General features: G+C 69.1%; 24 protein-coding genes. 6 read left to right on the top strand and 18 right to left on the bottom strand.

Annotated elements, in window-relative coordinates; all coding sequences use genetic code 11:
• Positions 1-160 precede the first annotated feature (160 nt).
• Together ACQPYH_RS17685 and ACQPYH_RS17680 are read left to right on the top strand one after the other, a co-directional pair.
• Complete coding sequence (locus ACQPYH_RS17685) at positions 161-979, top strand: phosphotransferase family protein (RefSeq protein WP_432892605.1); 819 nt, start codon at positions 161-163, stop codon at positions 977-979.
• Positions 980-1121: 142 nt separating this feature from the next.
• Positions 1122-2150, top strand: a complete 1029-nt coding sequence (locus ACQPYH_RS17680; RefSeq protein ID WP_432892604.1) for a 1-aminocyclopropane-1-carboxylate deaminase — start codon at positions 1122-1124, stop codon at positions 2148-2150.
• Here the strand turns inward: ACQPYH_RS17680 and ACQPYH_RS17675 are convergent, their stop codons facing one another.
• From ACQPYH_RS17675 to hisI, 13 genes are all read right to left on the bottom strand, one after another.
• Entirely contained in the window at positions 2151-2981 is an 831-nt protein-coding gene (locus tag ACQPYH_RS17675; RefSeq protein ID WP_432892603.1) for a hypothetical protein, read from the bottom strand.
• Between the two features lie 77 nt (positions 2982-3058).
• Entirely contained in the window at positions 3059-3784 is a 726-nt protein-coding gene (locus ACQPYH_RS17670; RefSeq protein ID WP_432892601.1) for a VIT1/CCC1 transporter family protein, read from the bottom strand.
• A complete protein-coding gene (gene lgt, locus ACQPYH_RS17665; protein WP_432892599.1) occupies positions 3777-4976 on the bottom strand; it encodes a prolipoprotein diacylglyceryl transferase in 1200 nt (399 codons plus the stop codon). Before lgt ends, ACQPYH_RS17670 begins: the two co-directional genes overlap by 8 nt.
• A 64-nt stretch (positions 4977-5040) precedes the next feature.
• Complete coding sequence (locus ACQPYH_RS17660) at positions 5041-5736, bottom strand: DsbA family protein (RefSeq protein ID WP_432892597.1); 696 nt, start codon at positions 5734-5736, stop codon at positions 5041-5043.
• The gene (locus tag ACQPYH_RS17655; RefSeq protein WP_432892595.1) at positions 5733-6212 is read right to left on the bottom strand and encodes a DoxX family protein; all 480 of its coding nucleotides are present in this window, start codon (positions 6210-6212) and stop codon (positions 5733-5735) included. The genes ACQPYH_RS17660 and ACQPYH_RS17655 overlap by 4 nt, the downstream gene beginning before the upstream one ends.
• Positions 6209-6865: an SCO family protein gene (locus tag ACQPYH_RS17650; RefSeq protein WP_432892594.1), complete on the bottom strand. Its 657-nt coding sequence runs from the start codon at positions 6863-6865 to the stop codon at positions 6209-6211. The genes ACQPYH_RS17655 and ACQPYH_RS17650 overlap by 4 nt, the downstream gene beginning before the upstream one ends.
• Positions 6866-6872: 7 nt before the next feature.
• Entirely contained in the window at positions 6873-7697 is an 825-nt protein-coding gene (gene trpA / locus ACQPYH_RS17645) for a tryptophan synthase subunit alpha (protein WP_432892593.1), read from the bottom strand.
• Positions 7690-8901 carry a tryptophan synthase subunit beta gene (trpB, locus tag ACQPYH_RS17640; protein ID WP_432892592.1) on the bottom strand — a complete coding sequence of 404 codons (1212 nt, stop codon included), beginning with the start codon at positions 8899-8901 and terminating at the stop codon, positions 7690-7692. Before trpB ends, trpA begins: the two co-directional genes overlap by 8 nt.
• Positions 8902-8976: 75 nt before the next feature.
• The gene (gene trpC, locus ACQPYH_RS17635; protein ID WP_130450747.1) at positions 8977-9783 is read right to left on the bottom strand and encodes an indole-3-glycerol phosphate synthase TrpC; all 807 of its coding nucleotides are present in this window, start codon (positions 9781-9783) and stop codon (positions 8977-8979) included.
• A gap of 13 nt (positions 9784-9796) precedes the next feature.
• Entirely contained in the window at positions 9797-10054 is a 258-nt protein-coding gene (locus ACQPYH_RS17630; RefSeq protein WP_432892591.1) for an HGxxPAAW family protein, read from the bottom strand.
• Positions 10055-10110: 56 nt separating this feature from the next.
• Positions 10111-10641 (bottom strand): Trp biosynthesis-associated membrane protein, encoded by a 531-nt coding sequence (locus ACQPYH_RS17625; protein WP_432892589.1) that lies wholly within the window; start codon positions 10639-10641, stop codon positions 10111-10113.
• A complete protein-coding gene (locus ACQPYH_RS17620) occupies positions 10638-12140 on the bottom strand; it encodes an anthranilate synthase component I (RefSeq protein ID WP_432892587.1) in 1503 nt (500 codons plus the stop codon). Before ACQPYH_RS17620 ends, ACQPYH_RS17625 begins: the two co-directional genes overlap by 4 nt.
• On the bottom strand, positions 12137-12466 hold the full coding sequence (hisI, locus tag ACQPYH_RS17615; RefSeq protein ID WP_432892585.1) for a phosphoribosyl-AMP cyclohydrolase: 330 nt from the start codon (positions 12464-12466) through the stop codon (positions 12137-12139). Before hisI ends, ACQPYH_RS17620 begins: the two co-directional genes overlap by 4 nt.
• Before the next feature lie 58 nt (positions 12467-12524).
• Here hisI and ACQPYH_RS17610 point away from each other — a divergent pair, with 58 nt between their 5' ends.
• Positions 12525-13604 (top strand): dipeptidase, encoded by a 1080-nt coding sequence (locus ACQPYH_RS17610; RefSeq protein WP_432892583.1) that lies wholly within the window; start codon positions 12525-12527, stop codon positions 13602-13604.
• On the opposite strand, the gene ACQPYH_RS17605 is transcribed toward ACQPYH_RS17610, so the two are convergent.
• Positions 13601-14467 (bottom strand): GNAT family N-acetyltransferase, encoded by an 867-nt coding sequence (locus tag ACQPYH_RS17605; protein ID WP_432892582.1) that lies wholly within the window; start codon positions 14465-14467, stop codon positions 13601-13603. The genes ACQPYH_RS17610 and ACQPYH_RS17605 overlap by 4 nt on opposite strands.
• 166 nt (positions 14468-14633) lie before the next feature.
• On the opposite strand from ACQPYH_RS17605, the gene ACQPYH_RS17600 reads away from it, so the two are divergent.
• Positions 14634-15635: a hypothetical protein gene (locus ACQPYH_RS17600; protein ID WP_432892581.1), complete on the top strand. Its 1002-nt coding sequence runs from the start codon at positions 14634-14636 to the stop codon at positions 15633-15635.
• 123 nt (positions 15636-15758) lie between these two features.
• Positions 15759-16073 carry a Fe-S cluster assembly protein HesB gene (locus ACQPYH_RS17595; protein ID WP_432892579.1) on the top strand — a complete coding sequence of 105 codons (315 nt, stop codon included), beginning with the start codon at positions 15759-15761 and terminating at the stop codon, positions 16071-16073.
• 99 nt (positions 16074-16172) lie between these two features.
• Here the strand turns inward: ACQPYH_RS17595 and ACQPYH_RS17590 are convergent, their stop codons facing one another.
• Positions 16173-17972, bottom strand: a complete 1800-nt coding sequence (locus ACQPYH_RS17590) for an ABC transporter ATP-binding protein (RefSeq protein WP_432892577.1) — start codon at positions 17970-17972, stop codon at positions 16173-16175.
• Positions 17969-19810 carry an ABC transporter ATP-binding protein gene (locus tag ACQPYH_RS17585; RefSeq protein WP_432892575.1) on the bottom strand — a complete coding sequence of 614 codons (1842 nt, stop codon included), beginning with the start codon at positions 19808-19810 and terminating at the stop codon, positions 17969-17971. The genes ACQPYH_RS17590 and ACQPYH_RS17585 overlap by 4 nt, the downstream gene beginning before the upstream one ends.
• Before the next feature lie 93 nt (positions 19811-19903).
• On the opposite strand from ACQPYH_RS17585, the gene ACQPYH_RS17580 reads away from it, so the two are divergent.
• A complete protein-coding gene (locus tag ACQPYH_RS17580; RefSeq protein WP_432892573.1) occupies positions 19904-20545 on the top strand; it encodes a TIGR03085 family metal-binding protein in 642 nt (213 codons plus the stop codon).
• Here the strand turns inward: ACQPYH_RS17580 and ACQPYH_RS17575 are convergent.
• Complete coding sequence (locus ACQPYH_RS17575) at positions 20531-21112, bottom strand: DedA family protein (protein ID WP_432892571.1); 582 nt, start codon at positions 21110-21112, stop codon at positions 20531-20533. The two genes, ACQPYH_RS17580 and ACQPYH_RS17575, sit on opposite strands and share 15 nt — an antisense overlap.
• Positions 21109-21873 carry an MBL fold metallo-hydrolase gene (locus ACQPYH_RS17570; protein WP_432892569.1) on the bottom strand — a complete coding sequence of 255 codons (765 nt, stop codon included), beginning with the start codon at positions 21871-21873 and terminating at the stop codon, positions 21109-21111. Before ACQPYH_RS17570 ends, ACQPYH_RS17575 begins: the two co-directional genes overlap by 4 nt.
• Positions 21874-21883 lie beyond the last annotated feature (10 nt).

Here is a 21883-nt window from a genome sequence, read left to right as displayed (position 1 = left end):
CCAGCTGGACTTCCCGTCCACCGCGCAACGCCTTGATGACCCACAGTAAGCAAGCGCTCACTACTAGCCCCCCATCTTCCCAGCCCACCGCCCCCACAACCACCCACGCACCCCTGAAATTCACCTGTTGAGACCGCCGGATCCTGATAGGCCGTTCCCTATGTCTTGGCAGCCCTCCCCCGACTGGCAACCGCTCACCTCCGGCACCGGCCAGGCCACCGGCGGCGTCTGGCTGACTCCCGACGGCCAGGTGGTCAAACGCCTGCTGCCCGGCGTCGAGGATCCACGCCATCACGCCTACTGGGAGCGGCAGGCGCTGGTCGCCTCGTCCGCTGTGGTTGCCGGTACGCCGGGCCTTCGCGCGCCGGCCTGCTTGGGGGTGGATCGAGACGCCGCTGGGATCACGCTGCGGATGGCCTATACGCCTGCCGCCTCGTGGACTGGGGAGGGCCTGGCTGCGGCTCTGGGGCGGTTCGCGGGGTGTTCGGTGGGTGAGCCCGGCTGGGGTGCTCGGGACGTACTGCGGGATCGTTTGCGGGCTGTTGAGCGGCGGGGTGGGTGGGAGGCGCTGAAGCGAGCGGGCTTGAGTTCGCCGGCGATCGAGGAGCTGTGGGGGCGGCGGGAGGCGGCTCTGGCCGTGCTCGATGGGCTCCCGCGGGTGCCTACGCACGGGGACGCACATCCGGTGAACCTGCTCGGACGGGACGGCGATGACGTGATCGCGATCGACTGGGAGCAGTTCGGGGTGGGGCCGGCTGGGTTCGATCTCGGGTATCTGGCGCTCGCAGTGGACACGCCGCTGGACGAATTGGTCGCGGCGCACGGTGGCGACGTACGGCCTGGGGCTGTGCTGGTAGCGGCGTACACGGGGGTGTCACGCGCCGCCTGGGCCCTCGCCCAGCCGAAGCCTGGGAATCACGTCGAGCGGTTGGTCAGGTTGTCGCCAATTGTGGACGAGGCCGTCAGCCAGGCGTCGTGAAAGGCCCGGTACGTCGAGAAACGGGTGGTGGTGGCTTGAGTCGCGAAGCGGGTGAAGATGGTGGCTAGTTGTTCGAGGTAGGTCGCGGGTGGGATGTCGATCTCACCGGGGAACATTCCGCCGACCCTAGTGGAGGTACACCATGGCACTGAGCGATTTTCCGCGGTACCCGTTGTTGTTCGGGCCTAGCCCGGTGCATCCGCTCGAGCGGTTGTCGGCGTACCTGGGTGGGACGAAGGTGTGGGCCAAGCGGGAGGACTGCAACTCGGGGCTCGCGTACGGCGGGAACAAGACGCGGAAGCTCGAGTACCTGATCCCGGACGCGCTCGCGCAAGGGGCCGACACGTTGGTGTCGATCGGTGGGTACCAGTCCAACCACACCCGGCAGGTCGCCGCGGTCGCCGCGAAGGTGGGTTTGAAGGCGGTGCTGGTCCAGGAGAACTGGGTGGACTGGCCGGACGCCCTCAACGACCGGGTCGGCAACATTCTGCTCAGCCGGATCATGGGGGCCGAGGTGCGGCTCGATCCGGCCGGGTTCGGGATCGGGTTCAAGGACAGCTGGAAGCAGGCGCTCGAGGACGTGCAGGCACGCGGAGGTACGCCGTACGCGATCCCGGCCGGCGCCTCGGACCACCGGCTCGGCGGGCTCGGGTTCGCGCAGTGGGCCTACGAGGTGGAGCAGCAGGAACGCGAACTCGGGGTCTTCTTCGACACGATCGTGGTCTGCTCGGTGACCGGGTCGACGCATGCGGGGATGATCGCCGGGTTCGCCGGGCAGGACCGGCCGCGGCGGGTGATCGGGATCGACGCGAGCGCGAAGCTGCAGGAGACCCACGATCAGGTCGAGCGGATCGCCCGGGCGACGGCTTCGCTGATCGGGTTGGAGCGCGAACTGCGGGACGACGAGATCAGCGTGCTGGAGGGCTGGGCCGGGGACGAGTACGGGATCCCGGTGCAGTCGACGCTCGACGCGATCCGGCTGACCGGGCAGCTCGAGGGGATGATCATCGACCCGGTCTACGAGGGGAAGTCGATGGCAGGGCTGATCGATCTGATCCGGAACGGCGATATATCGCAGGACTCGACCGTCCTGTACGCGCACCTCGGCGGGCAGCCCGCGCTCAACGCGTACAGCGGGCTGTTCACCCAGAGCAGGCCGATCACCGACTAGCTACCAACCGCCGGCGAAGAAGCCTTCCAGGCCGGGTAGCGGATGGGCCGCGGTAGTCGCGTTCGCCAGCACGATGACGGCCAGTGCCAGCGCCAACAGCGGGACGAAGACGCCGTACGCCGCTTGCAGTCGCCTGGACCGTCGCTCGGCCCGATCCGTCCGCCTGAACCCGCGCCACAGCAGCACCGAGAGAACGACCAGGACGATGACCACGATCGTGCCCTCGACGGCCATCACCGCGTGGAACTTGACGTAGTCGTCGGTGATCACCGCGAGAGCGGGCGAGTTCTGCCCCTCGGCCAACTGCTGCCTGATCTGGGCCAGCGTGTCGGGCAGTGGGCCTGCCGAGGGGCTCGGGGCGCCGAACAGCATCAGCAGCAGCGAGCCGAACGGGGCCGCCATTCCATGGATGTTGGCCATGACGGTCGCCAGCGAGACGACCGCCAAAGCTGTCGACAGGACCCCGCTGACCGCCAGAGCAGCTGCCCGAAGGCCGCCGACCCGGAGGAACGCCTGCCAGCTCAGTACGCCGAGGAGGATGAAGACCGCCAGCAACGCCGCGCCGAGCACTGCCTTGGCCACGTGGTAGCGGAACCAGTAGTCGACGACCCGCTGCAGGTCGGAGTCGAAGCCGGCGTTGCCGGCACGCCAGTACACGACGAATGCGCTGCGGAAGGTCGCGATGAGCGGGCCTTCGCTGGTGAGGTCGGTGGTCGCCCGGGTGCTCGCCAACGGGGCCGGAGCCAGCACAAAGGCAACGACAAGCGCCGCCGCACCGGCCGCAACACAGGCAAACACCCGCCACGGCCGAAGCCAGGTAGTCGACGTCATGGGCTCAAGCTAGGCGGACCGCCGTACGCGAACCATGACGCTCGAGCGACCCTGCAGGTAGCGCCGGCGCTACTCGGTCAGCCGATTCCGGGGCCGACGAGGGTGCCGACGAAGTAGGTGAGGGCGGCTGCGGCGGCGCCGAGGAGGAGCTGGCGGAGGCCGGAGTACCACCAGGAACGGGTGGTGACGCGGGAGACGACGGCGCCGCAGACGAACAGGGCCGTCAGGGAGAGGATCAGGGACGGTACGACGGTGCCTGAGCCGAACAGGTACGGCGCCAGCGGGATGAAGGCGCCGACCGCGAAGCAGATGAACGACGAGGCGGCCGCGATCAGCGGGTTCGGGAGGTCGTCGGGGTCGATGCCGAGCTCTTCGCGGACGTGTTCCTCGAGAGCCTGGTCCGGGTTCGCGTGGAACTGCTTGGCGACCTTGCTGGCGAGATCCGGGTCGAGGCCCTTCGCGCGGTACGTCTCGGCGAGCTCGATCTCCTCGTCGAGGGGGTGCTTGTGGATCTCCTTGCGCTCGATCTCGATCTCGGCGTGGGCGAGCTCGCGCTGGGAGGCGACGGAGGTGTACTCCCCCGCCGCCATCGAGAACGCGCCCGCTGCCAGGCCGGCGAGGCCCGCCAGGACGATGAACTTCGAGCCGGAGCTGGTGCCGCCGTCCATACCGGCGATCAGCGCGAAGTTCGACACCATGCCGTCCATCGCGCCGAACACGGCCGGCCGGAGCCAGCCGCCGTTCACATCACGGTGCGTGTGGTCCCCGTGGTGCTCACTCGAAGCCTGGGGCGTCTCAGTCACGAGACCCATCTGAATCGGCGCCGTTCTTCACGTCAACCTTCGGCTGCGGTTCCGCCTCGGCAGCCGGCCCTCCGGCCGGCTCCGCCGAGGCGGCGGGCTCGCCCGCGCCGGTCCCCGCGGAGCTGGTGGTCGCCGCGGCGGCGTGCGCTTCCGCGGCGCCTCCGGCGCCGGTTGTCGCATCATCCCTGCCGGGGCCGGCAGAGCCGGCGGACGGCTCGCGAGAGCCGGCGGAGGCGTCGTGCGCCTCGTCTGCGGTCGCGTCGGCGTCCGCCTTCGCTTCGCTCGGCTCGGTGACAGCTCCAGCGGCTGGCTTGACAGCCGCTTCAGCGGCGGGCTTTCCTGCGGCGGGGCCGGTGGATAGGTCTTCTTGGCCGGGGTGTTTGCGGGCGCTCACGATGAAAGCGGCTACGGCGAGGACGAACAGGATGAGGGCGGTCCAGACGTTCAGGCGGAGGCCGAGGAAGTGGTTCACGGTGTCGATGCGCATGTTTTCGATCCAGGCGCGGCCGGCGGTGTAGCCGGCGACGTACAGGAAGAAGGCGCGGCCGTGGCCCAGTTTGTAGCGGCGGTCGACGAGGATGACCAGGGCGACGACGCCCAGGTTCCAGATCGCCTCGTACAGGAACGTCGGGTGGAAGGTGGCGAAGTCGGCGTACCCGGCCGGGCGGTGTTCGGGCGAGATCTCCAGGCCCCACGGCTTCGTGGTCGGGCGGCCGAAGAGTTCCTGGTTGAAGTAGTTGCCGAAGCGGCCGAACACCTGCGCCAGCGCGATCCCGGGCGCCATCGCGTCCGCGACCGCCAGGAACGGGACCTTCGCCCGCCGGCAGGCGATCCACGCGCCGAGCGCGCCGAACCCGACCGCGCCCCAGATGCCGAGCCCGCCGTGCCAGATCTTCAGCGCGTCGATCGGGTGCCGGCCCTCGCCGAAGTACAGCTCGGCGTCGGTGATCACGTGGTAGATCCGCGCACCGACCAACCCGAACGGGATGGCCCAGAACATGATGTCCGCGAGCACCGGCGCGGACCCGCCGCGGGCCACCCAGCGGCGGCGACCGAGCCAGTAACCGACGAAGATGCCGGCCAGGATGCACAACGCGTACGCGCGGATCGGAAGGCCGAAGACGTGCCAGACACCCTGGCTCGGGCTGGGGATGAACGCCGGAACCATCACGGCGGGAATCAGACTAGACATGGCAAGGGGGAACGCTACTCGACCCACCAGACCACTGCCAGGAACGCACGGTCACGATGGGGCCTCAGCTTGCAACCGCGTCGACGGCGTTCTGCAGCCCCTCGGAGCTGAGCTGGTCCGCCGGCAACTGCTTGCCGTTGACGTAAACCGTCGGCGTCCCGGTCACACCGCGCTCGTCGGCCGCCTTGCCCACCGACTCCAGCCAGCCCGCGTACGTGTTGTCCTGCAACGCCTTCTGGAACGTCTCGTCACCGACTCCGAGCTGCTGGCCGAGCTCGATCAGCTGGTCCGTGGTCCACGACTTCGAGAAGTCGCCGTACATCTCGTCGGCGAAGCTCAGCGCCTTCCCGTTCGCGGCAGCCGCGGCGAACGCGTTGGCCAGTCGCGGCGAGGCATCCGGGTTGACGAACTGCAACGGCCAGTAGGTCAGCGTCGCCGTACCGTCCTGGACGAGCTTGTCGACGGTCGAACCGCTCGCCTCCTCGAACTCCGCGCAGTGCGGGCAGCGGAAGTCGAGGTACAGGTCGATGTTGACCTTCGCGCCGGCCTTGCCGACCGTGATGCCCTTGCCGGACGTGCCCGGGCCGGTGATGACCGTGGGCTCGGGCCGCCCGTTCGAGCTGACCTCGACCTTGGAGTGACCGCGGTAGTACTGGACGCCGACCCCGCCGGCGAGCGCCAGGACCAGGACGATCACCACGACGATCCCGGGCGAGATCCGGCGCTTGTTCTCCTGCAGCAGCGGATTGGTGTTGCTCACGACGCGGTGACTCCTTGCGGTCCTTGTGATTCAGCGACGACAGCGAACTTACTGACCGGGTACAACCACAGCCAGACGGCCAGCGCCAGCAGGCCGACGTCCCGGAGGATCTCCTGCAGGTACTTCGTCTGGCCCGCGGCGACCTGACCGCCGCCGCCGAAGCAGCCGCAGTCGATCGACAGACCGCGCGCCCAGGCCGACGACACCGCGGCGATGAACACGATCATGAAAACACCCGCGGCGACGGCCGAGGTGCGGACACCGAAGCCGACGATCAACAGCAATCCGATCGCGATCTCCAGGAAAGGCAGTCCCCAGCCGACCGGCTGGACCAGCGACGACGGCAGCAACTCGTACGCGCGGACCGCCTGGGCAGCCGTCTCCGGATCGGTGACCTTCAGCGCACCGGCGACCAGCATCACGCTGCCCAGGACAAGCCTGGCGACCAGCGAGACCCAGGGAAACCAAACCTTCACTGGTTGTCCGCCACCAGCTTGCCGAAGTCGTGCGCCAGGTCACCGATGGCGGCGTTGGACAGCCAGAGCACGTTCGCCTTGTCGTTCTTGCCGAAGCCGATCACCTGCGCTCCGTGACCGACCTCGTACCCTCCGGAAGGAAGCTTCTGCATCCCTTCCACCGGTACGCCGACCGCCTTCGCCACGTCCTTGATCGACGTCAGCGACCCGGTCAGACCGGTGAACGACGGGTCGAACCGGTCCAGGTACTTGCGGATCACCGGACCGGTGTCGCGCGACGGGTCGGTCGTGATGAACAGCATCTGGATCTGGTCGCGCACCGGCTGATCGAGCTTGGTCAGCGCGGACGCGACATCGGCCATCACCGTCGGGCACACGTCCGGGCAGTTCGTGTAGCCGAAGAAGACCAGCGTGACCGGCTTCTTCGTCGACGTGACCAGGTTGAACGGGTTCCCGCCGGTGTCGGTCAGCGTGGTCGCGGGCATCGAGTACGGCTGGTCCAGGGTGGCGCCGCGCAACCCGTTCGGGTCCTGGCTGCTGCGGATGATCGCCCCGCCCGGATTGTCGGCCTTCTCCTGCTTGCCACTGCAGCCCGCGAGGGCGAGCAGAGCCACCGCGGCCAAAAGGAGTGCCGCGTTCCTGGTTCGACTCACGGCGGTACTAACGTTCGGCGGGCGCGCGGGGTTCCCGGCGTACGCCTTCGGCCAGGTCCTCGGTCAGTGCCCGGACGCCGGTCGCGCCGCCGTCTCCCAGAGCTCTGACGAGCGCCGCTCCGACAATCACCGCGTCCGCGAAAGCAGCCACTCCCGCGGCCTGGTCGCCGTTCGAGATCCCCAGCCCGACGCCGACCGGCAGCTCGGTCGCCGCCTTGACCCGCGCCACCAGCGGCGCCGCGAGCTCCGACGGCTTGTCCCGGGCACCGGTGACACCCATCACAGCGGTCGCGTAGACGAACCCGCGGCAGGCGGCCGTGGTCATCGCGATCCGCGCGTCCGTCGACGACGGCGAGACCAGGAACACCTTGTCCAGCTCATGCTTGTCCGCAGCCGCGATCCACTCCGCGCCCTCGTCCGGGATCAGGTCCGGCGTGATCAGGCCCGCTCCCCCGACACCGGCGAAGTCGGCGGCGAAGCGGTCCACGCCGTACCGCTCGATCGGGTTCCAATACGTCATCACGAGCACCGGCACGTCGGAGTACGCCGCGAGCTTCTCGACCGTGCTGAGTACGTCGCGGGTCCGCACGCCGCCCGCGAGCGCGACCTCGGTGGCGCGCTGGATCGTCACGCCGTCCATCACCGGGTCGCTGTACGGCAGGCCGAGCTCGATCACGTCGGCGCCGCCGTCGACCAGTGCCTTCAGGCCGTCGAGGGCACCGTCGTACGTCGGGAAGCCGGCCGGCAGGTACCCGACCACGGCCGCGCGGCCTGCGTCGTTCGCGGTCCGGATCGCCGTGCCGGCCTTGCCCAGGGCAACGAGCTCACTCACGGCCGGCCTCCTTGTCGCCGAGGCCGAACCAGGTGGCGGCCGTGTCCATGTCCTTGTCCCCGCGCCCGGAGAGGTTCACCAGAATAGTTGCCTCTGGCCCCAACTCGCGCGCGATATCCAGCGCACCGGCGACCGCGTGCGCGGACTCGATGGCCGGAATGATGCCCTCGGTCCGGGACAGCAGCTGAAACGCGTCCATCGCCTCGGCGTCGGTGATCGGCCGGTACGACGCGCGCCCGGTCTCGGCCAGCCACGCGTGCTCCGGACCGACGCCCGGGTAGTCCAGACCCGCGGAGATCGAATGCGACTCGATCGTCTGCCCGTCCTCGTCCTGCAGCAGGAACGACCGCGCACCATGCAGTACGCCGACCTGCCCGGCTGTGATCGTCGCAGCGTGCCGACCGGTCTCGAACCCCTCGCCGCCCGGCTCGATGCCGTACAGCTTCACGGACTCGTCCGGGATGAACGCGGTGAACAGGCCGATCGCGTTCGACCCGCCGCCGACCGACGCGACCGCGGCGTCCGGCAGCTTGCCGAGCAGCTCGAGCGACTGCTCCCGCGCCTCGTCGCCGATGCCGCGGACGAAGTCGCGCACCATCGCCGGGAACGGGTGCGAGCCCGCCGCCGTACCGAGGATGTAATGCGTCTTGTCCACGCTGGCGACCCAGTCGCGCAGCGCCTCGTTGATCGCGTCCTTCAGCGTCCGGCTGCCGGTCTTGACCGAGATCACCTCGGCGCCGAGCAGCCGCATCCGGGCCACGTTCAGTGCCTGGCGCTCGGTGTCGACCTCGCCCATGTAGACGACGCACTCCAGGCCGAGGTACGCGCACGCGGTCGCCGTCGCGACGCCGTGCTGGCCGGCGCCGGTCTCGGCGATCACCCGCGGCTTACCCATCCGCTTGGTCAGCAGCGCCTGGCCGATCGCGTTGCGGATCTTGTGCGCGCCGGTGTGGTTCAGGTCCTCGCGCTTGAGCAGGATCCGCGCGCCGGCCGCGTCGGACAGCCGGGTCGCGTCGTACAGCAGGCTCGGGGCGCCGATGTAGTCGCGCAGCATCCGCTCGAACTCACTGGTGAACTCCGGGTCGGCCATGGCTTCGCGCCAGGCCTGGGTGAGCTCGTCGAGCGGCGCGATCAGCGCCTCCGGCATGAACCTGCCGCCGAAACGGCCGAAGTGCCCGAACTGGTCGGGCAGCACAGTACTCATCCGACAAACCTTCCAACCCGGCCAGACGGCACGGGAGAGTTGCTGTCCCGTACCGTTTGGACCGGCCGGGAGGGTCTAGTGCCGCTGCTGGATGGCGGGGTGCGATCCGGCGGCGACGAGGTCGGCGACCGAGGCACGAGGATCGCGGCCGGTCACCAGGGTTTCACCGACGAGGACGACATCGGCCCCGGCGCGCGCGAACTCGATTACATCATGCGGCCCGCGGACCCCGGACTCGGCCACCCGGACCAGCTCGGTCGGGATCGTCGGCGCGACCCGCGCGAACGTGTCCCGGTCGACCTCGAGGGTCTTCAGGTTGCGGTTGTTCACGCCGATGAGCTGAGCGCCGGCGTCCACCGCACGCCGGGTCTCCTCCTCGTCGTGCACCTCGACCAGCGGGCACAGGCCGATCGAGTGCGCACGCTCGATCAGCGAGACCAGCGCCTCCTGCTCCAGCGCGGCCGCGATCAGCAGCACCATGTCGGCGCCGGCTGCCCGGGCCTCCCAGAGCTGGTACGACGAGACGATGAAGTCCTTGCGCAGCACGGGCACATCGACCCGGCCGCGAACCGCGCGCAGGTCGTCGAGGCTGCCGTTGAACCGGCGCTCTTCGGTGAGGACCGAAATCGCCGCGGCGCCGCCCAGTTCGTACTCCCCGGCCAGCGCGGCCGGGTCGGTGATCTCGGCCAGCTCGCCCTTGGACGGGCTGGACCGCTTCACCTCGGCGATCACCGCGATCCCGTCACCGCGGAACACCGGCATCGGGTCCTTGGCGTCGGGCTTGCGCTGGGCCTCCTGCTTCAGATCGTCCAGGCTGACCCGCGCCTGGCGCTCCGCAAGGTCCTCGCGGACCCCAGCGAGAATGTCGTCAAGCACAGTCATGTCCGTCCGCCCCTCAGTGGTCGCCGTCAGTCGGGACCCCGAAGCCCAGCAACTGCAGCACCTTGCCGGCCAGCGCACCGAGCACCGCGATCGCGACGGAGATCCAGAACAGCACCCAGTTCGGCCCGAGCACCATCGCGATGGCGCCGAGCGTGAACGCGACCAGCACGATCACCACCGCGGTCCACGCCGCGGGGCTGTTGCCGTGCAGATCGTGGGGAGCCTCCTCCTCGATCCGACTAGCTCCTTGATCCGCCACCGTATTGTCCATAGTTGGCGCCACTCCTCCTCGTCGTCCTGTCCTATTGTGGCGGTAGCCCGCCGCGATCAGAGAGTCGGGTCCTCCCCGGCGTCGATCGCCTTCCACTGATCGGCCGGTGAGGCAGCCGGATCACGCTCGTATCGTGCGGTGGGTCGGTGCCACTTGTGTGCCGTCAGCGCGGTGATCAGACCCGCCGCGAACAGGGCGATCCCGCCCGCCAGTGCGAACCACGGCGCCACGCCGAGGGTCTGCGTGACCTGGTCGGCGAGTACGTCGCTCAGCTCGGGCCGCAGTCTGCTCAGCTCGGCGCCGCCGGGACGCACGGTCAGGGCGACGATCATGGCGACCGCTCCGAGCAGCGCCACCAGACCGCCCAGAACCCTGCGCAGCAGCGTGCCGGCCAGCTTCGTGACCACGACCGCCACCACCGACGCCAGGGCCAGCGTGACCGGCGCCTTGGTGATCGTGTAGCCGTTGAACACCACGTCGACACGCCCGTTGCCAGGGTTGGCCGAGACCCACGTCAGGTACCCGGACAGGCCGAGCAACACCAGCGCCGCCAGGGCGAGCAGGTCGACTATCCGTTGAGCCTTCATACGTCACTGCATACGTCGCTGAAGGTTCCCGCGACCGCGATCGCGTTCAGTACCGCGGCCGCCTTGGTCCGGCACTCGGCGTCCTCCGAGGCCGGGTCGGAGTCCGCGACGATCCCGGCGCCTGCCTGCACGTACGCCGTCCCGCCGCGCAGCACCGCGGTCCGGATCGCGATCGCGGTGTCCGCGTCGCCGGCGAAGTCCAGGTAGCCGACCACGCCGCCGTACACGCCGCGCCGGGTGACCTCGAGCTTGTCGATGATCTCCATCGCCCGCGGTTTCGGTGCCCCGGACAACGTTCCGGCCGGGAACGCCGCGGTGAGCGCGTCGAACGCGGTCATGCCGGCCTTGAGCTGCCCGGTGACCGTCGACTCGAGATGCATGACGTGGCTGTAGCGCCGCACATCCATGAAGTCGACCACCTCGACCGTGCCGGGCGCGCATACCTTGCCGACGTCGTTGCGGCCGAGGTCGACCAGCATCAGGTGCTCGGCGCGCTCCTTGGCGTCGGCGCGCAGCTCCTCCTCCAGCGCGTGGTCCTCCTCGGGCGTCGCGCCGCGGCGGCGAGTGCCGGCGATCGGGTGCAGGATCACCTTGTTCTCGGTGACCTTGACCAGGGCTTCCGGGCTCGAGCCGACGATGTCGAAGCCGTCGAGGCGGACCAGGTACATGTACGGGCTCGGGTTCGACCGTCGCAGCACCCGGTAGATGTCCAGGGCGCTCGCGGTGGTCTGCAGCTCCAACCGCTGCGAGACGACGATCTGGAACGCCTCGCCGGCCCGGATCTCCTCCTTGGCGTGCTCGACCGCCTCCCGGTACTCCGCGCTGGAGCGCTGCCGGTGCGGGTCGGGCTGCGCCTGCGGGTCGGCGCGGACGACGTACGACGGGGTGGGCTGCGCGAGGTCGCGCTCCATCGCGTCGAGCCGCCGGACGGCATCGGCGTACGCCTCGTCGACGCGCTCGTCGGAGTCGTCCCAGTTGACCGCGTTCGCGATCAGCCAGATCTCGCCGGTCTCGTGGTCGAGGGCGGCCAGATCGGTGGCGAACAGGAACGTCAGCTCGGGCAGGCCGAGGTCGTCGGTCGTTGTGTCGGGCAACCGCTCCAGGCGGCGCACGGCGTCGTACCCGAGGAAGCCGACCATGCCCCCGGTCAGTGGGGGCAGGTCGGGCAACCGCGGCGTGTGCAGGATCTCGAGCGTCTCACGGAGCGCCTTCAGCGGGTCACCGGTCTGCGGGAGGCCGACGGGTGGGTTGCCCGTCCAGACGGCCTCGCCGTCGCGCTCGGTCAGTGTCGCGGCCGAGCGCACGCCGATGAACGAGTAGCGCGACCAGACCCCGCCGTTCTCCGCCGACTCCAGCAGGAACGTGCCCTCGCGCTCGGCCGCGAGCTTGCCGTAGACACCGATCGGCGTCTCGGCGTCGGCGAGCAGCCGCCGCGTCACCGGGATGACCCGGCGGTCCTTCGCGTACTCGCGGAAGGTCTCCAGCTCCGGAACCGTCACACCGCCACCTCGATCTCGCCGTTCTCGAAGCAGCTGCGGGTGCCGGTGTGGCAGGCGGGGCCTTCCTGGTCGACGAGGACGAGCAGGGTGTCGGCGTCGCAGTCGACGAGGATCTGCTTCACGTGCTGACGGTTGCCGCTGGTCTCGCCCTTGACCCAGTACTCCTGGCGGCTACGGGACCAGAACGTGCCCCGCTTGGTCTCCGCGGTACGGCGCACCGCCTCGGCGTTCATCCAGCCCACCATCAGGACCTCGCGCGTGTCGTACTGCTGCACCACCGCGGGTATCAACCCGGCCGCGTCGAAGGTCAACTCGTCGATCGTCACCGATCCATTGTCTCCGATCCGGCCGACAGCTTTTACCACGGGCTGACAAGATGGCGGCATGACGAGTGCGTACCCGGTGATCGACGGCCACAACGATCTGCCCATCGCGTTCTACGAGCTGTGCGAGTACGACCTGGACGCACACGACCTGAGCGGGCCGGTGCCACAGCTGCAGACGGACATCCCGCGGCTGCGGGCCGGGCACGTGGGCGGTCAGTTCTGGTCCCTGTGGGTGCCGCAGGACGAGCACGCGGTACGGCGGACGTTCGAGCAGCTCGACTTCGTCCACCGCTTCGTCGAGCGGTTCCCCGGCGATCTGCGACTGGCAGACACCGCCGACGAGGTGGAGGCTGCCATCGCGGCCGGCCGGATCGCCTCACTGATGGGGATGGAGGGCGGTCACTCGATCGGCGAGTCCCTCGGCGTACTGCGGGTGATGCGCGAGCTCGGTGTGCGGTACATGACGCTCACGCACAACAACAACGTGTCCTGGGCCGACTCGGCCACTGACGAGCCGGTGCTCGGCGGGCTGAACGACTTCGGCGAGCAGGTCGTCCGCGAGATGAACCGGATCGGCATGCTGGTCGACCTCTCGCACGTCTCCGCCGACACGATGCGGCACGCGCTCCGGGTCACCAGCGCGCCGGCGATCTTCAGCCACTCGTCGTCCCGCGCTGTCTGCGACGTACCGCGCAACGCGCCTGACGACGTGCTCGAGACGCTGGCCGCCAACGACGGCGTCTGCATGGTCACCTTCGTCCCGTACTTCGTCTCCCAGGCCTACGTCGACTGGCTCGACGGCATGCGTGCGCTGGCCAAGGAGCGCGGACTCGAGGGCAAGGAACACCGCAAGCAGGTCGAGGAGCTGTACGACGTACCGCGACCGGACATCACACTCGCGGACGTGGTCAAGCATGTCGAACACGTCCGCGAGGTGGCCGGGATCGACCACATGGGCGTCGGCGGCGACTACGACGGCTGCCCGGAGTTCCCGATCGAGCTGCCCGACGTGTCGTCCTACCCGGTGCTGTTCGGCGCGCTGGCCGACCGCGGCTGGAGCGACGAGGACCTCGGGAAGCTTGCCGGTGGCAACATCCTGCGCGTGCTCCGGGCCGCGGACGACGTGGCCACGGCTTAAGCGTTGCGGTTCTGCGCCCTGATCTCGGCCTGCGGCTCGAGACCGGCGGCCTGGTACGTCGCGACCGCGCCGTCGTTGGACGCCGGCGTACAGGTGTAGATGCTCGACGCACCCATTTCCTGCAACGCACGAGCGCACGCAAGCACGATCGCGGTGCCATAGCCGCGCCCGCGGTGCAGCCGATGCACGCCCATCGGCTCGATGTAGCCCGGACGTCCTTCACCGGCTGACCACACGGTCGCGGCTGCCACGGACTCGCCGAGCTTGTTCCGCGCGATCAGGCACCGCGCATCGGCGTACGGCAGGCCGTCGGCCATCGCGAACCAGCGGTCATTGGTGAACGTCGACCCGTCGAACGAAGCCCGCTGTACGCCGGTCCGCTCGTGCGCATCCTCCGACCCGACCACATCGACCCGCATACCCGGATCCGGCACCGGGCCGCTCAAGCTGCGCATCAGCGGGACCCACGGCTTGTCCGCGTCCCAGCCGTCCTTGAAGAGCAGGTCCTGAACGAGCGCCCCCATCGGCGTCTCGACCGCCACCTGGCCCTCGATCAGCACACCGGCAGTCGGCACAGTCACGTCCTCGACGATCCGCTGCGCCAACTCGTCGTCCCGCTGCAACTCCGGCGCAATCGCCATCCGCAACCAGTCCGGCTCATCAAGCATCCCCACCGCGACGATCTCCCCACCCCGCCGCCAAACCCTGGTCGCAGCCGCCGTAGCCTCCGCCCCGAACCGCCAGAACCACCCCAAATCCCCCGGATGCAACTGCACCGGCACCCCCTCCCGCTGCCACCCCCGCAGCACTCCCACAACCTCGCCCAACTCCCCAACCCCCGCAGTACTCAATGCAATCGCCATACCCCCAATCCCACACCATCCCTCCGACACTCAGCACGCGGGTTCTTTGAGCACGCACCAACCAAACGCACCAGCCGATTTTGGTTGGTGCGTGCTCAAAGAACCGTTTTCCACAGCGTGAGTGAAAGGACGGTGCAGGCGGGGGCGGGGCGGGGAGGATGGGGCGATGGACCGACTCGAAGGTGCTGTGCGGGAGCGGCTCCAGTTCGCTGCGCGTACTCCGCTCCGGCGCGAGATACTCCGCGGACTTGGATTGGGTGACGCGGACCTGCGCCGCCTGGTACGGCGGAAGCACTTGTGGCATCACCACGGCCACTACATGGATGGACGTCTCGATGAACACGTCGCGGTGATCGCGTGTGCCCACGCAGCGTACCCAGGTTCGGTCGTGAGCCATTTCAGCGCGGCACGGCTTGCTGAGCTTCGTACGTGGACCGACAACGCTCGCTCGTCCGCGCCGCCGACCGACGCTGCCTGGCTGACGCGCCCACCCACCGCCGCCCGCAATCACCATCGCCGGAACATCGTCGTACGACGTGCCGGACTGCCAACCGATCACGTGTCACAACACCGCCGGCTGCCCGTCACCACCATCGCCAGAACGGTCGTCGACCTCGCCCGGGAACTACCCCTACGCGAAGCCATCGTCACCGTCGACCACGCGCTACAACTCGGTACGACGATGACGGAACTGCAGGCCGTTGCGGGTCAACAGGAGCGCTGGCCGGGGATCTCGCGAGCTCGTAGCGCGATCGACTTCGGCGATGCCAGGTCCGAGTCCGTGCTGGAATCGATCTCACGTGCCGCCTTCGCCGCGGCGGGACTGCCCGAACCGGTGCTCCAGGCGCAGTTCTTCGACGGTTTCGGCTGGATGCTCGAGCGGGTCGACTTCTGGTGGCCGGAGTTCCGGACCGTTGCGGAGGCCGACGGATTGGCGAAGTACGAGGCGGACACCCCCGCGGAGCGTCGGCACCGGATCCGGAGGGCGCACCGGCGCGACCAGCGTCTCAGCGACCGGGGAGTCGAGCTGGTGCACTTCGGTTGGGAGGACGTGGTCGGTACGCCGGCCGATCTGGTTGCGCGGCTCCGTGGAGCGTTCGCGCGAGGCGCCACGCGCACTGCCCCACCGCCCACGTGGCGAATCGCTCCGGTGCAGCTGGTCGCCTGACTTTGAGCACGGGTCAACCATTCGCGCGGTGGTTCGGTGGTTGGTGGGTGCTCAAGGATTGTTTGTGGTTCGGGCTAAGGGGCACGGGACGGGCTCAAGTGTTAACCGACGGATGGAGTGGCTGTGCTGACCCTGACTGAGAACGCGACGCTGGTGATCAAGAGCATCACTGGAGTCGAGGGCGCGCCGGACGGTGCCGGGGTGCGGATCTCGCAGGAGAACCCGGCGGATCCGGCGCTCGCGGTGACCACTACCGAGGCTCCGCAGCCCGGTGACCAGGTGGTCGAGGAGGCGGGTGCACGGGTGTTCCTCGAGCACAACGCCGCGAACGCGCTCGACGACAAGATCCTGGACGCGGCGGTGGACGACAAGGGCGGTGTCGAGTTCCTGCTGGTGCCGCAGCCGGGCCCGAGCAACGGGGCCGCTCCGACCCCCTGAGGACGAGCGACGAGCTGATCAGGCGCCGACCGCGCCTGATCAGCTGTGCTCTGCGCCGGTCGGGACCCGAATCCCGGCCGGCGCGCGCACGTCTGGCCCCTAGACCGCGCTCCGCTGGGCGATCCAGCTGTCGTGCAGCTGGGTGTACACGCCGCCTGCGCCGACCAGCTCGGTGTGCGGTCCGCGTTCGACGATCTCGCCGTCGTCGAACACCAGGACCTCATCAGCAGCCTCGGCCGTCGACAGCCGGTGTGCGATCGTCACCGACGTACGCCCGGCCATCAGTCGCTCGAGCGCCGCGTTGACCCGCACCTCGGTGCCCGGGTCGACCGCGGATGTCGCCTCGTCGAGCACGAGCAGATCCGGATCGGCGATGTTCGCGCGGACCAGCGCGACCAGCTGCCGCTCCCCCGCCGACAGCGATTCACCGCGCTGGCCGACCGGCGATTGCAGGCCGTCCGGCAGCGACTCCAGCCAGTCCGTCAGCCCGAGCGAATCGAACGCCGTCACCAACTCCGCGTCGGTCACCTCGGGCCGCCCGAACCGCACGTTCTCCGCGAGGGACGCGTCGAACAGGTACCCGTCCTGCGGCACCATCACGACCCGCTCCCGCAGCGACTCGAAGGAAATCTCGCGAGCGTCCACCCCGTCCAGCTTGACCGCGCCTGATGTCGGGTCCATCAACCGGGTCAACAGCTTCGCGAACGTCGTCTTCCCGGAGCCGGTCTCGCCCACGACCGCGACCCGCCGATGCGGCGCGATCCGTACGCCGACCTCGCGCAGGACCAGATCGCCTTCTGGATAAGCGAAATCGACGTCGGCGAACTCGACCGTGATCGGCCCGCGCGCCTGCTTCACGCCGTCCTCGCCGGGATCCACGACGTCGGCCGGCGTCGCGATCACGCCGAGCACCCGCCGCCAACCGGCGAACGCGCTCTGCGCGTCGGTCAGCACCTGCGTCGCGATCTGCACCGGGTCCGAGAACAGCGACACCAGGAACATGAACGCGAGCAGCTCGCCCAGCGTCGCCTGGTTGTCGACACCGAGCAGCACGCCGACGGTCAGCACGCCCGCGTTCGCGAGACCGGCCGCCAGACCGCCGATCGAGAAGGTCAGACCGGTGATCGCCTGCGCCTTGGTCGCGGTCTTGCGATAGTCCTCGATCGACGCGTCGATGCGGTCCTGCGTCCGCTTCTCGATCGCGTACGAGCGGACCACCTGCGCGCCGACGACCGGCTCCGAGATGGCCGACAGCATCTCGCCGACCTTCGCCCGCACCACGCCGTACGCCGCCGACATCGCGCGCTGCAGGTACTTCAAGCTGGCGAACAGCGGGATGAAGCACAGCAGCACGACCAGCGCGAGCTGCCACGAGTAGAAGAACATCACCACGGTCGCCAGCGCCATCTGCCCGAGGCTCACGATGAAGATGAACCCGCCGAACTGCAGGAACTGCGACACCGTGTCCACATCGGACGTGACCCGGCTGACCAGCGCGCCGCGCCGCTCGGTGCTCTGCGTCAGCACCGGTAGGTCGTGCACGTGCCGGAACGCCTTGATCCGCATCGTCGCCAGCCCGGACTCCGAGTTGACCGCGAGCCGCACGGTCGTCAGGTACGACGCTCCGGCGGTCAGGATCACGCCCAGCGCGCAGATCAGGCACATCCAGGCGACGTACGACATGTCCGGACCGCCCGCGCCGGACAGTCCCTTGTCGATGGTCTGCTGCACCGCGATCGGTACGACGATCCGCCCGGCCGTCATCGTCAACGCGAGAATCCCGGTCACCCACCACCCACGCGCCAGCTCGGGCGAGACCTTCAGACCGTCCTTCAGGGTCTGAAGTCCACCCGCGTTGTCGCCATGGTCGAGCCGGGACGAGGCTTCCGCCGTGCTCACGCTGTTGCTCCTTCAGCATCAAGATCGAGCTCCGCCTCTTCCAGGCGGCGCTCGGCGTCCTTCTCGTAGGCGTCGACCAGGTCCCGGTACGCCGGTGTCGTCGCCTGTAGCTCGGTGTGGGTGCCGTGCGCCTGGATCCGGCCGTCGTCCATGAACAGCACCTCGTCGGCGAGCGAGATCGTCGCCTTCCGGTAAGCGATCACCAGCACGGTCGTCGCCGCCCCGGCGTCGTCGTGTACGGCGCTTCGCAGCCCGGCCAGGATGCGTGCCTCGACCTGCGGGTCGACCGCGCTCGTCGCGTCGTCCAGGATCAGCAGCCGAGGCCGCCGTACCAGGGCACGCGCCAGCGCGATCCGCTGCCGCTGCCCGCCGGACAGCGTCGTACCGCGCTCGCCGACCTTGGTGTCGAGTCCGTCGGGCAGGGCCTTCACGAACCCGTCGCCCTGCGCGATCCGCAGCGCGTCCCAGACGTCGTCGTCGCTGTACTCGCCTCCGAGCGTGATGTTGCCGCGGATTGTGTCGTCGAACAGGAACGCGGTCTGCGCCACCAGCGCGACCGAGCCGGCCAGTTCGTCGCGTGCCAGCTCCCGCAGATCGACCCCGTCGACCTTGACGGCGCCCTGCTCCGGGTCGACCAGCCGCGTCAGCAGCGTGGTCAACGTGGACTTGCCGGCTCCTGTCGGCCCGACGACCGCGACCGTCCGCCCGGGCTCGATCGTGAAATCCATCCCGGCCAGTACGTCGCGCTCCGGCAGGTACCCGAACCGTATGCCGGCCACCTGCAGCCGGGCCGCCTTCGTCGACGTGAGCCGCGCCTCCCCGTACTCCATGCCGCCCTTGGCGGTCAGCACGCGCTGCACGCGGTCCCAGCCGACGACCGACCGCGGGAGCTCACCGAGAACCCAGCCGAGCGCCCGGATCGGGAACCCGATCAGCGTGAACAGGAACGCCACCTGGATCACGTCACCGGCATCCGCACCGCCGGACCGCACCCGCCCGACGCCGACCAGCAGTACGGCGAGCACGCCGAGCCGGGGCAGACCGTCGATGACCGGGTCGAACATGCCGCGGGCCTTGTTCACCGCGATGTTCGCGTCGCGGAGCTCGTTCGTCGGGCCGCGGAAGCGCTCGGTCTCGGCTGCCTCGCGACCCAGCGTCTTCACCACGAGCGCGCCGTCGAACGACTCGTGCGCGACCTCGGAGACGTCGGCGCGGAGCTGCTGCGCCCGGGTCGCGAGCGGCTGCAGGTAGCGCTGGAAGATCACGTTCGCGATGAAGACCAGCGGGAAGACGCAGCAGCCGACCACGGCCAGCCAGACGTCGGCCGCGAACATCGCGATCGTCGCGAACACCAGCATCGCGATCACGCCGATCGCCATCGGCAGCGGCGCGATCACGAACCAGGTCGACTCCACGTCGGCGTTCGCGTTCGACAGCAACATGCCGGTCGAGTGCTGGTGGTGCCACTCGAGCGGAAGCTTCAGGTACTGCCGGGTGACGCGGTTGCGGTACGTCGCCTGCAGCCGGAACTGCATCACCCCGGCCCCGAGGCGCCGCCCGACGACGCCGATCGCGTTCAGGATCGCGATCCCGAGGAACAACGAGATCAGCGTCAGGATCGCGCCGGTGGTGGTCTCGCCCTGCTCGAACGCGGGCCGGATCACGTGATCGGTCGACCAGCCGAGGGCCCAGCCGCCGGCCACGGTCATCCCGCCGTACAGCATGCTGGCGAGCACGGACAGCGTGAAGATGCCCGGCTCCTCCCAGATCGCGACCCGCAGCACCCCGAATCCCCGCCGGGTGACGCTGCCCTTGTCGGGGACTTTCGGGACAGGCAAGACACACTCCAGGCAGTCAGGTGCATACGTGGGACACAGGCATGACAACGATTGACATTCTGCCATTCCCGTCCGACAACTACGATCGAGAATGTGACCGACTACAGCCGGGTAGAACGACTAGCGCTCAGTGACCTTCTCGACCAGTTGGGGCCCGATCAGCCCACGCTGTGTGAGGGCTGGGACACCTATGACCTCGCGGTCCATCTGTACGTCCGGGAAGCTGATCCGATGGTCGGGCCGGGGCTGGTGATCCCGGCGCTCGCGGAGACCACCGCGCGGCGGATGAAGCGCGCGAAGGAGCGCTACAGCTTCACCGAGATCGTCGACAAGTTCCGGCACGGTCCGCCGGCGGTCTCGATCTTCGCGCTGCCGAAACTCGGTCACCAGCTCAATACGAGCGAGTACTTCATCCACCACGAGGACGTCCGCCGGGCCCAACAGTCCTACGAGGTCCGCACGCTACCGGCCGAGCAGCAGGAGGGGCTCTGGAAGGGCCTCCGGCTGGGTGCGCGGTCGATGATGCGGAAGGCACCGAGCGGTGTGGTGCTGGCGCAGCCGGACGGTACGTCGGTCGTCGCGAAGCGCCCCAACGAGCTGGGATCGGTCACTGTGACCGGTGCGCCGGGCGAGCTGGTGCTGTTCTGTTCCGGGCGTCAGCAGGTGGCCGACGTACAGCTGGACGGTGACGCGGAGCCGGTCGACCGACTCCGCAACGCGTCATTTGGGGTGTGATTTACGCCGGTGGCGCTGGATGAGGCTGCTGACGACGGTGGTGAGGATGACCAGCACGATCGCCGCCAGCACGCCCTGCCACGGCTCGTCGAACAGCGCGAACCCGAGCAGTCCAATAGCCATGTAGACCGCGGCCCATAGCGACGACGCGGCCAGATCGACCAGCGCGAACCGCTCCCACGGGTACCCGGCCAGGCCGGCCGCCAGCAGTACGGGGACGCGTCCTCCGGGGATCAGCCGCGACGTCAGCAGCACGCCGATCTCGTGCTCGGACAACCTGTCCCGGAGCGCGTCGAGCGACGCGTTGTCCCGCAACCACCCGACCCGCTTGGCCAATCGCTCGCCGCCGAAGCGGCACCCGGCGTACACGATCAGGTCGCCGATGTACGCCCCGGCCGCGCCGGCGATCAGCACCCCGGCCAGTCCGATCGGGTTGCTGTGTGACGCCAGTACCGCGCCCGCCGACACGGCAGCGCCCGTTGGCAGCACGGGCAGCACCGCCCCGATCAGCACGGCTCCGGCCAACGCGAACAAGTACCAGACATCGAACTTGGTGTCCCCGCTCATGCAGACACCTCGAGCGATTCACCCGGCACCAGGAGCTCCACCTTCACCGCGGGGTCCACCTCGGCCATCGCGGCCCGGAACCTGTCCCCCGGTGGCAGGAACAACTCCGGCTTGACCCAATCGAAGCCGATCGGCCAGAACGTCCCGAAATGTACCGGGACCGCACGCGAAGCGCCGACCCGCCGCACCGCCTCGGCCGCCCGCACCGGATCGAGATGCCCCGGCCCGAGCGACGGCCCCCATCCGCCAACGGGCACCAGCGCGAGGTCCACCTGACCAGTCTCCGCGGCCAACCCGTCGTACAGATCCGTGTCGCCCGCGAACCAGACACTCGGCGAGCTGTCGATCCGGTACCCCACGGCCTGCGCAGAGTACGACGACCACGGCAGCCGCCGCCCGTCGTGATGAGCCGTGACAGCGGTGATCTCGAGCGACCCGATCTTGATTTGATTGCCCGGGGCAACTTCGATGCAGCGCTCGGAGTACGCCGGTCCGCTGTCAGCGTGGATCAGCTTCGCCGCGCCGCGCGGCACCACCAGCGCGGCGTCGGGCGCGACCATCGGCAGCGAGGTGAGGTGCAGGTGGTCGGCGTGCATATGCGAGATCAGGACCGCATCGCAGTGCCCCGCCTCGGGTGACGGGTTCGGACCGCGCCGCCGGCGCAGGTGCGCGATCCGCGACGTCAGCACCGGATCGGTCAGGAGCCGCGTGCCCTTCGCCTCGATGGTGGTGGTGGCGTGCCCCCACCAGGTCAGTCGCATGTGATTCGCA

Origin of the sequence: Kribbella sp. CA-245084, from assembly GCF_050942355.1 — a bacterium.
GTDB lineage: Bacteria > Actinomycetota > Actinomycetes > Propionibacteriales > Kribbellaceae > Kribbella.
This window is presented reverse-complemented; position numbering and strand designations above follow the sequence as displayed.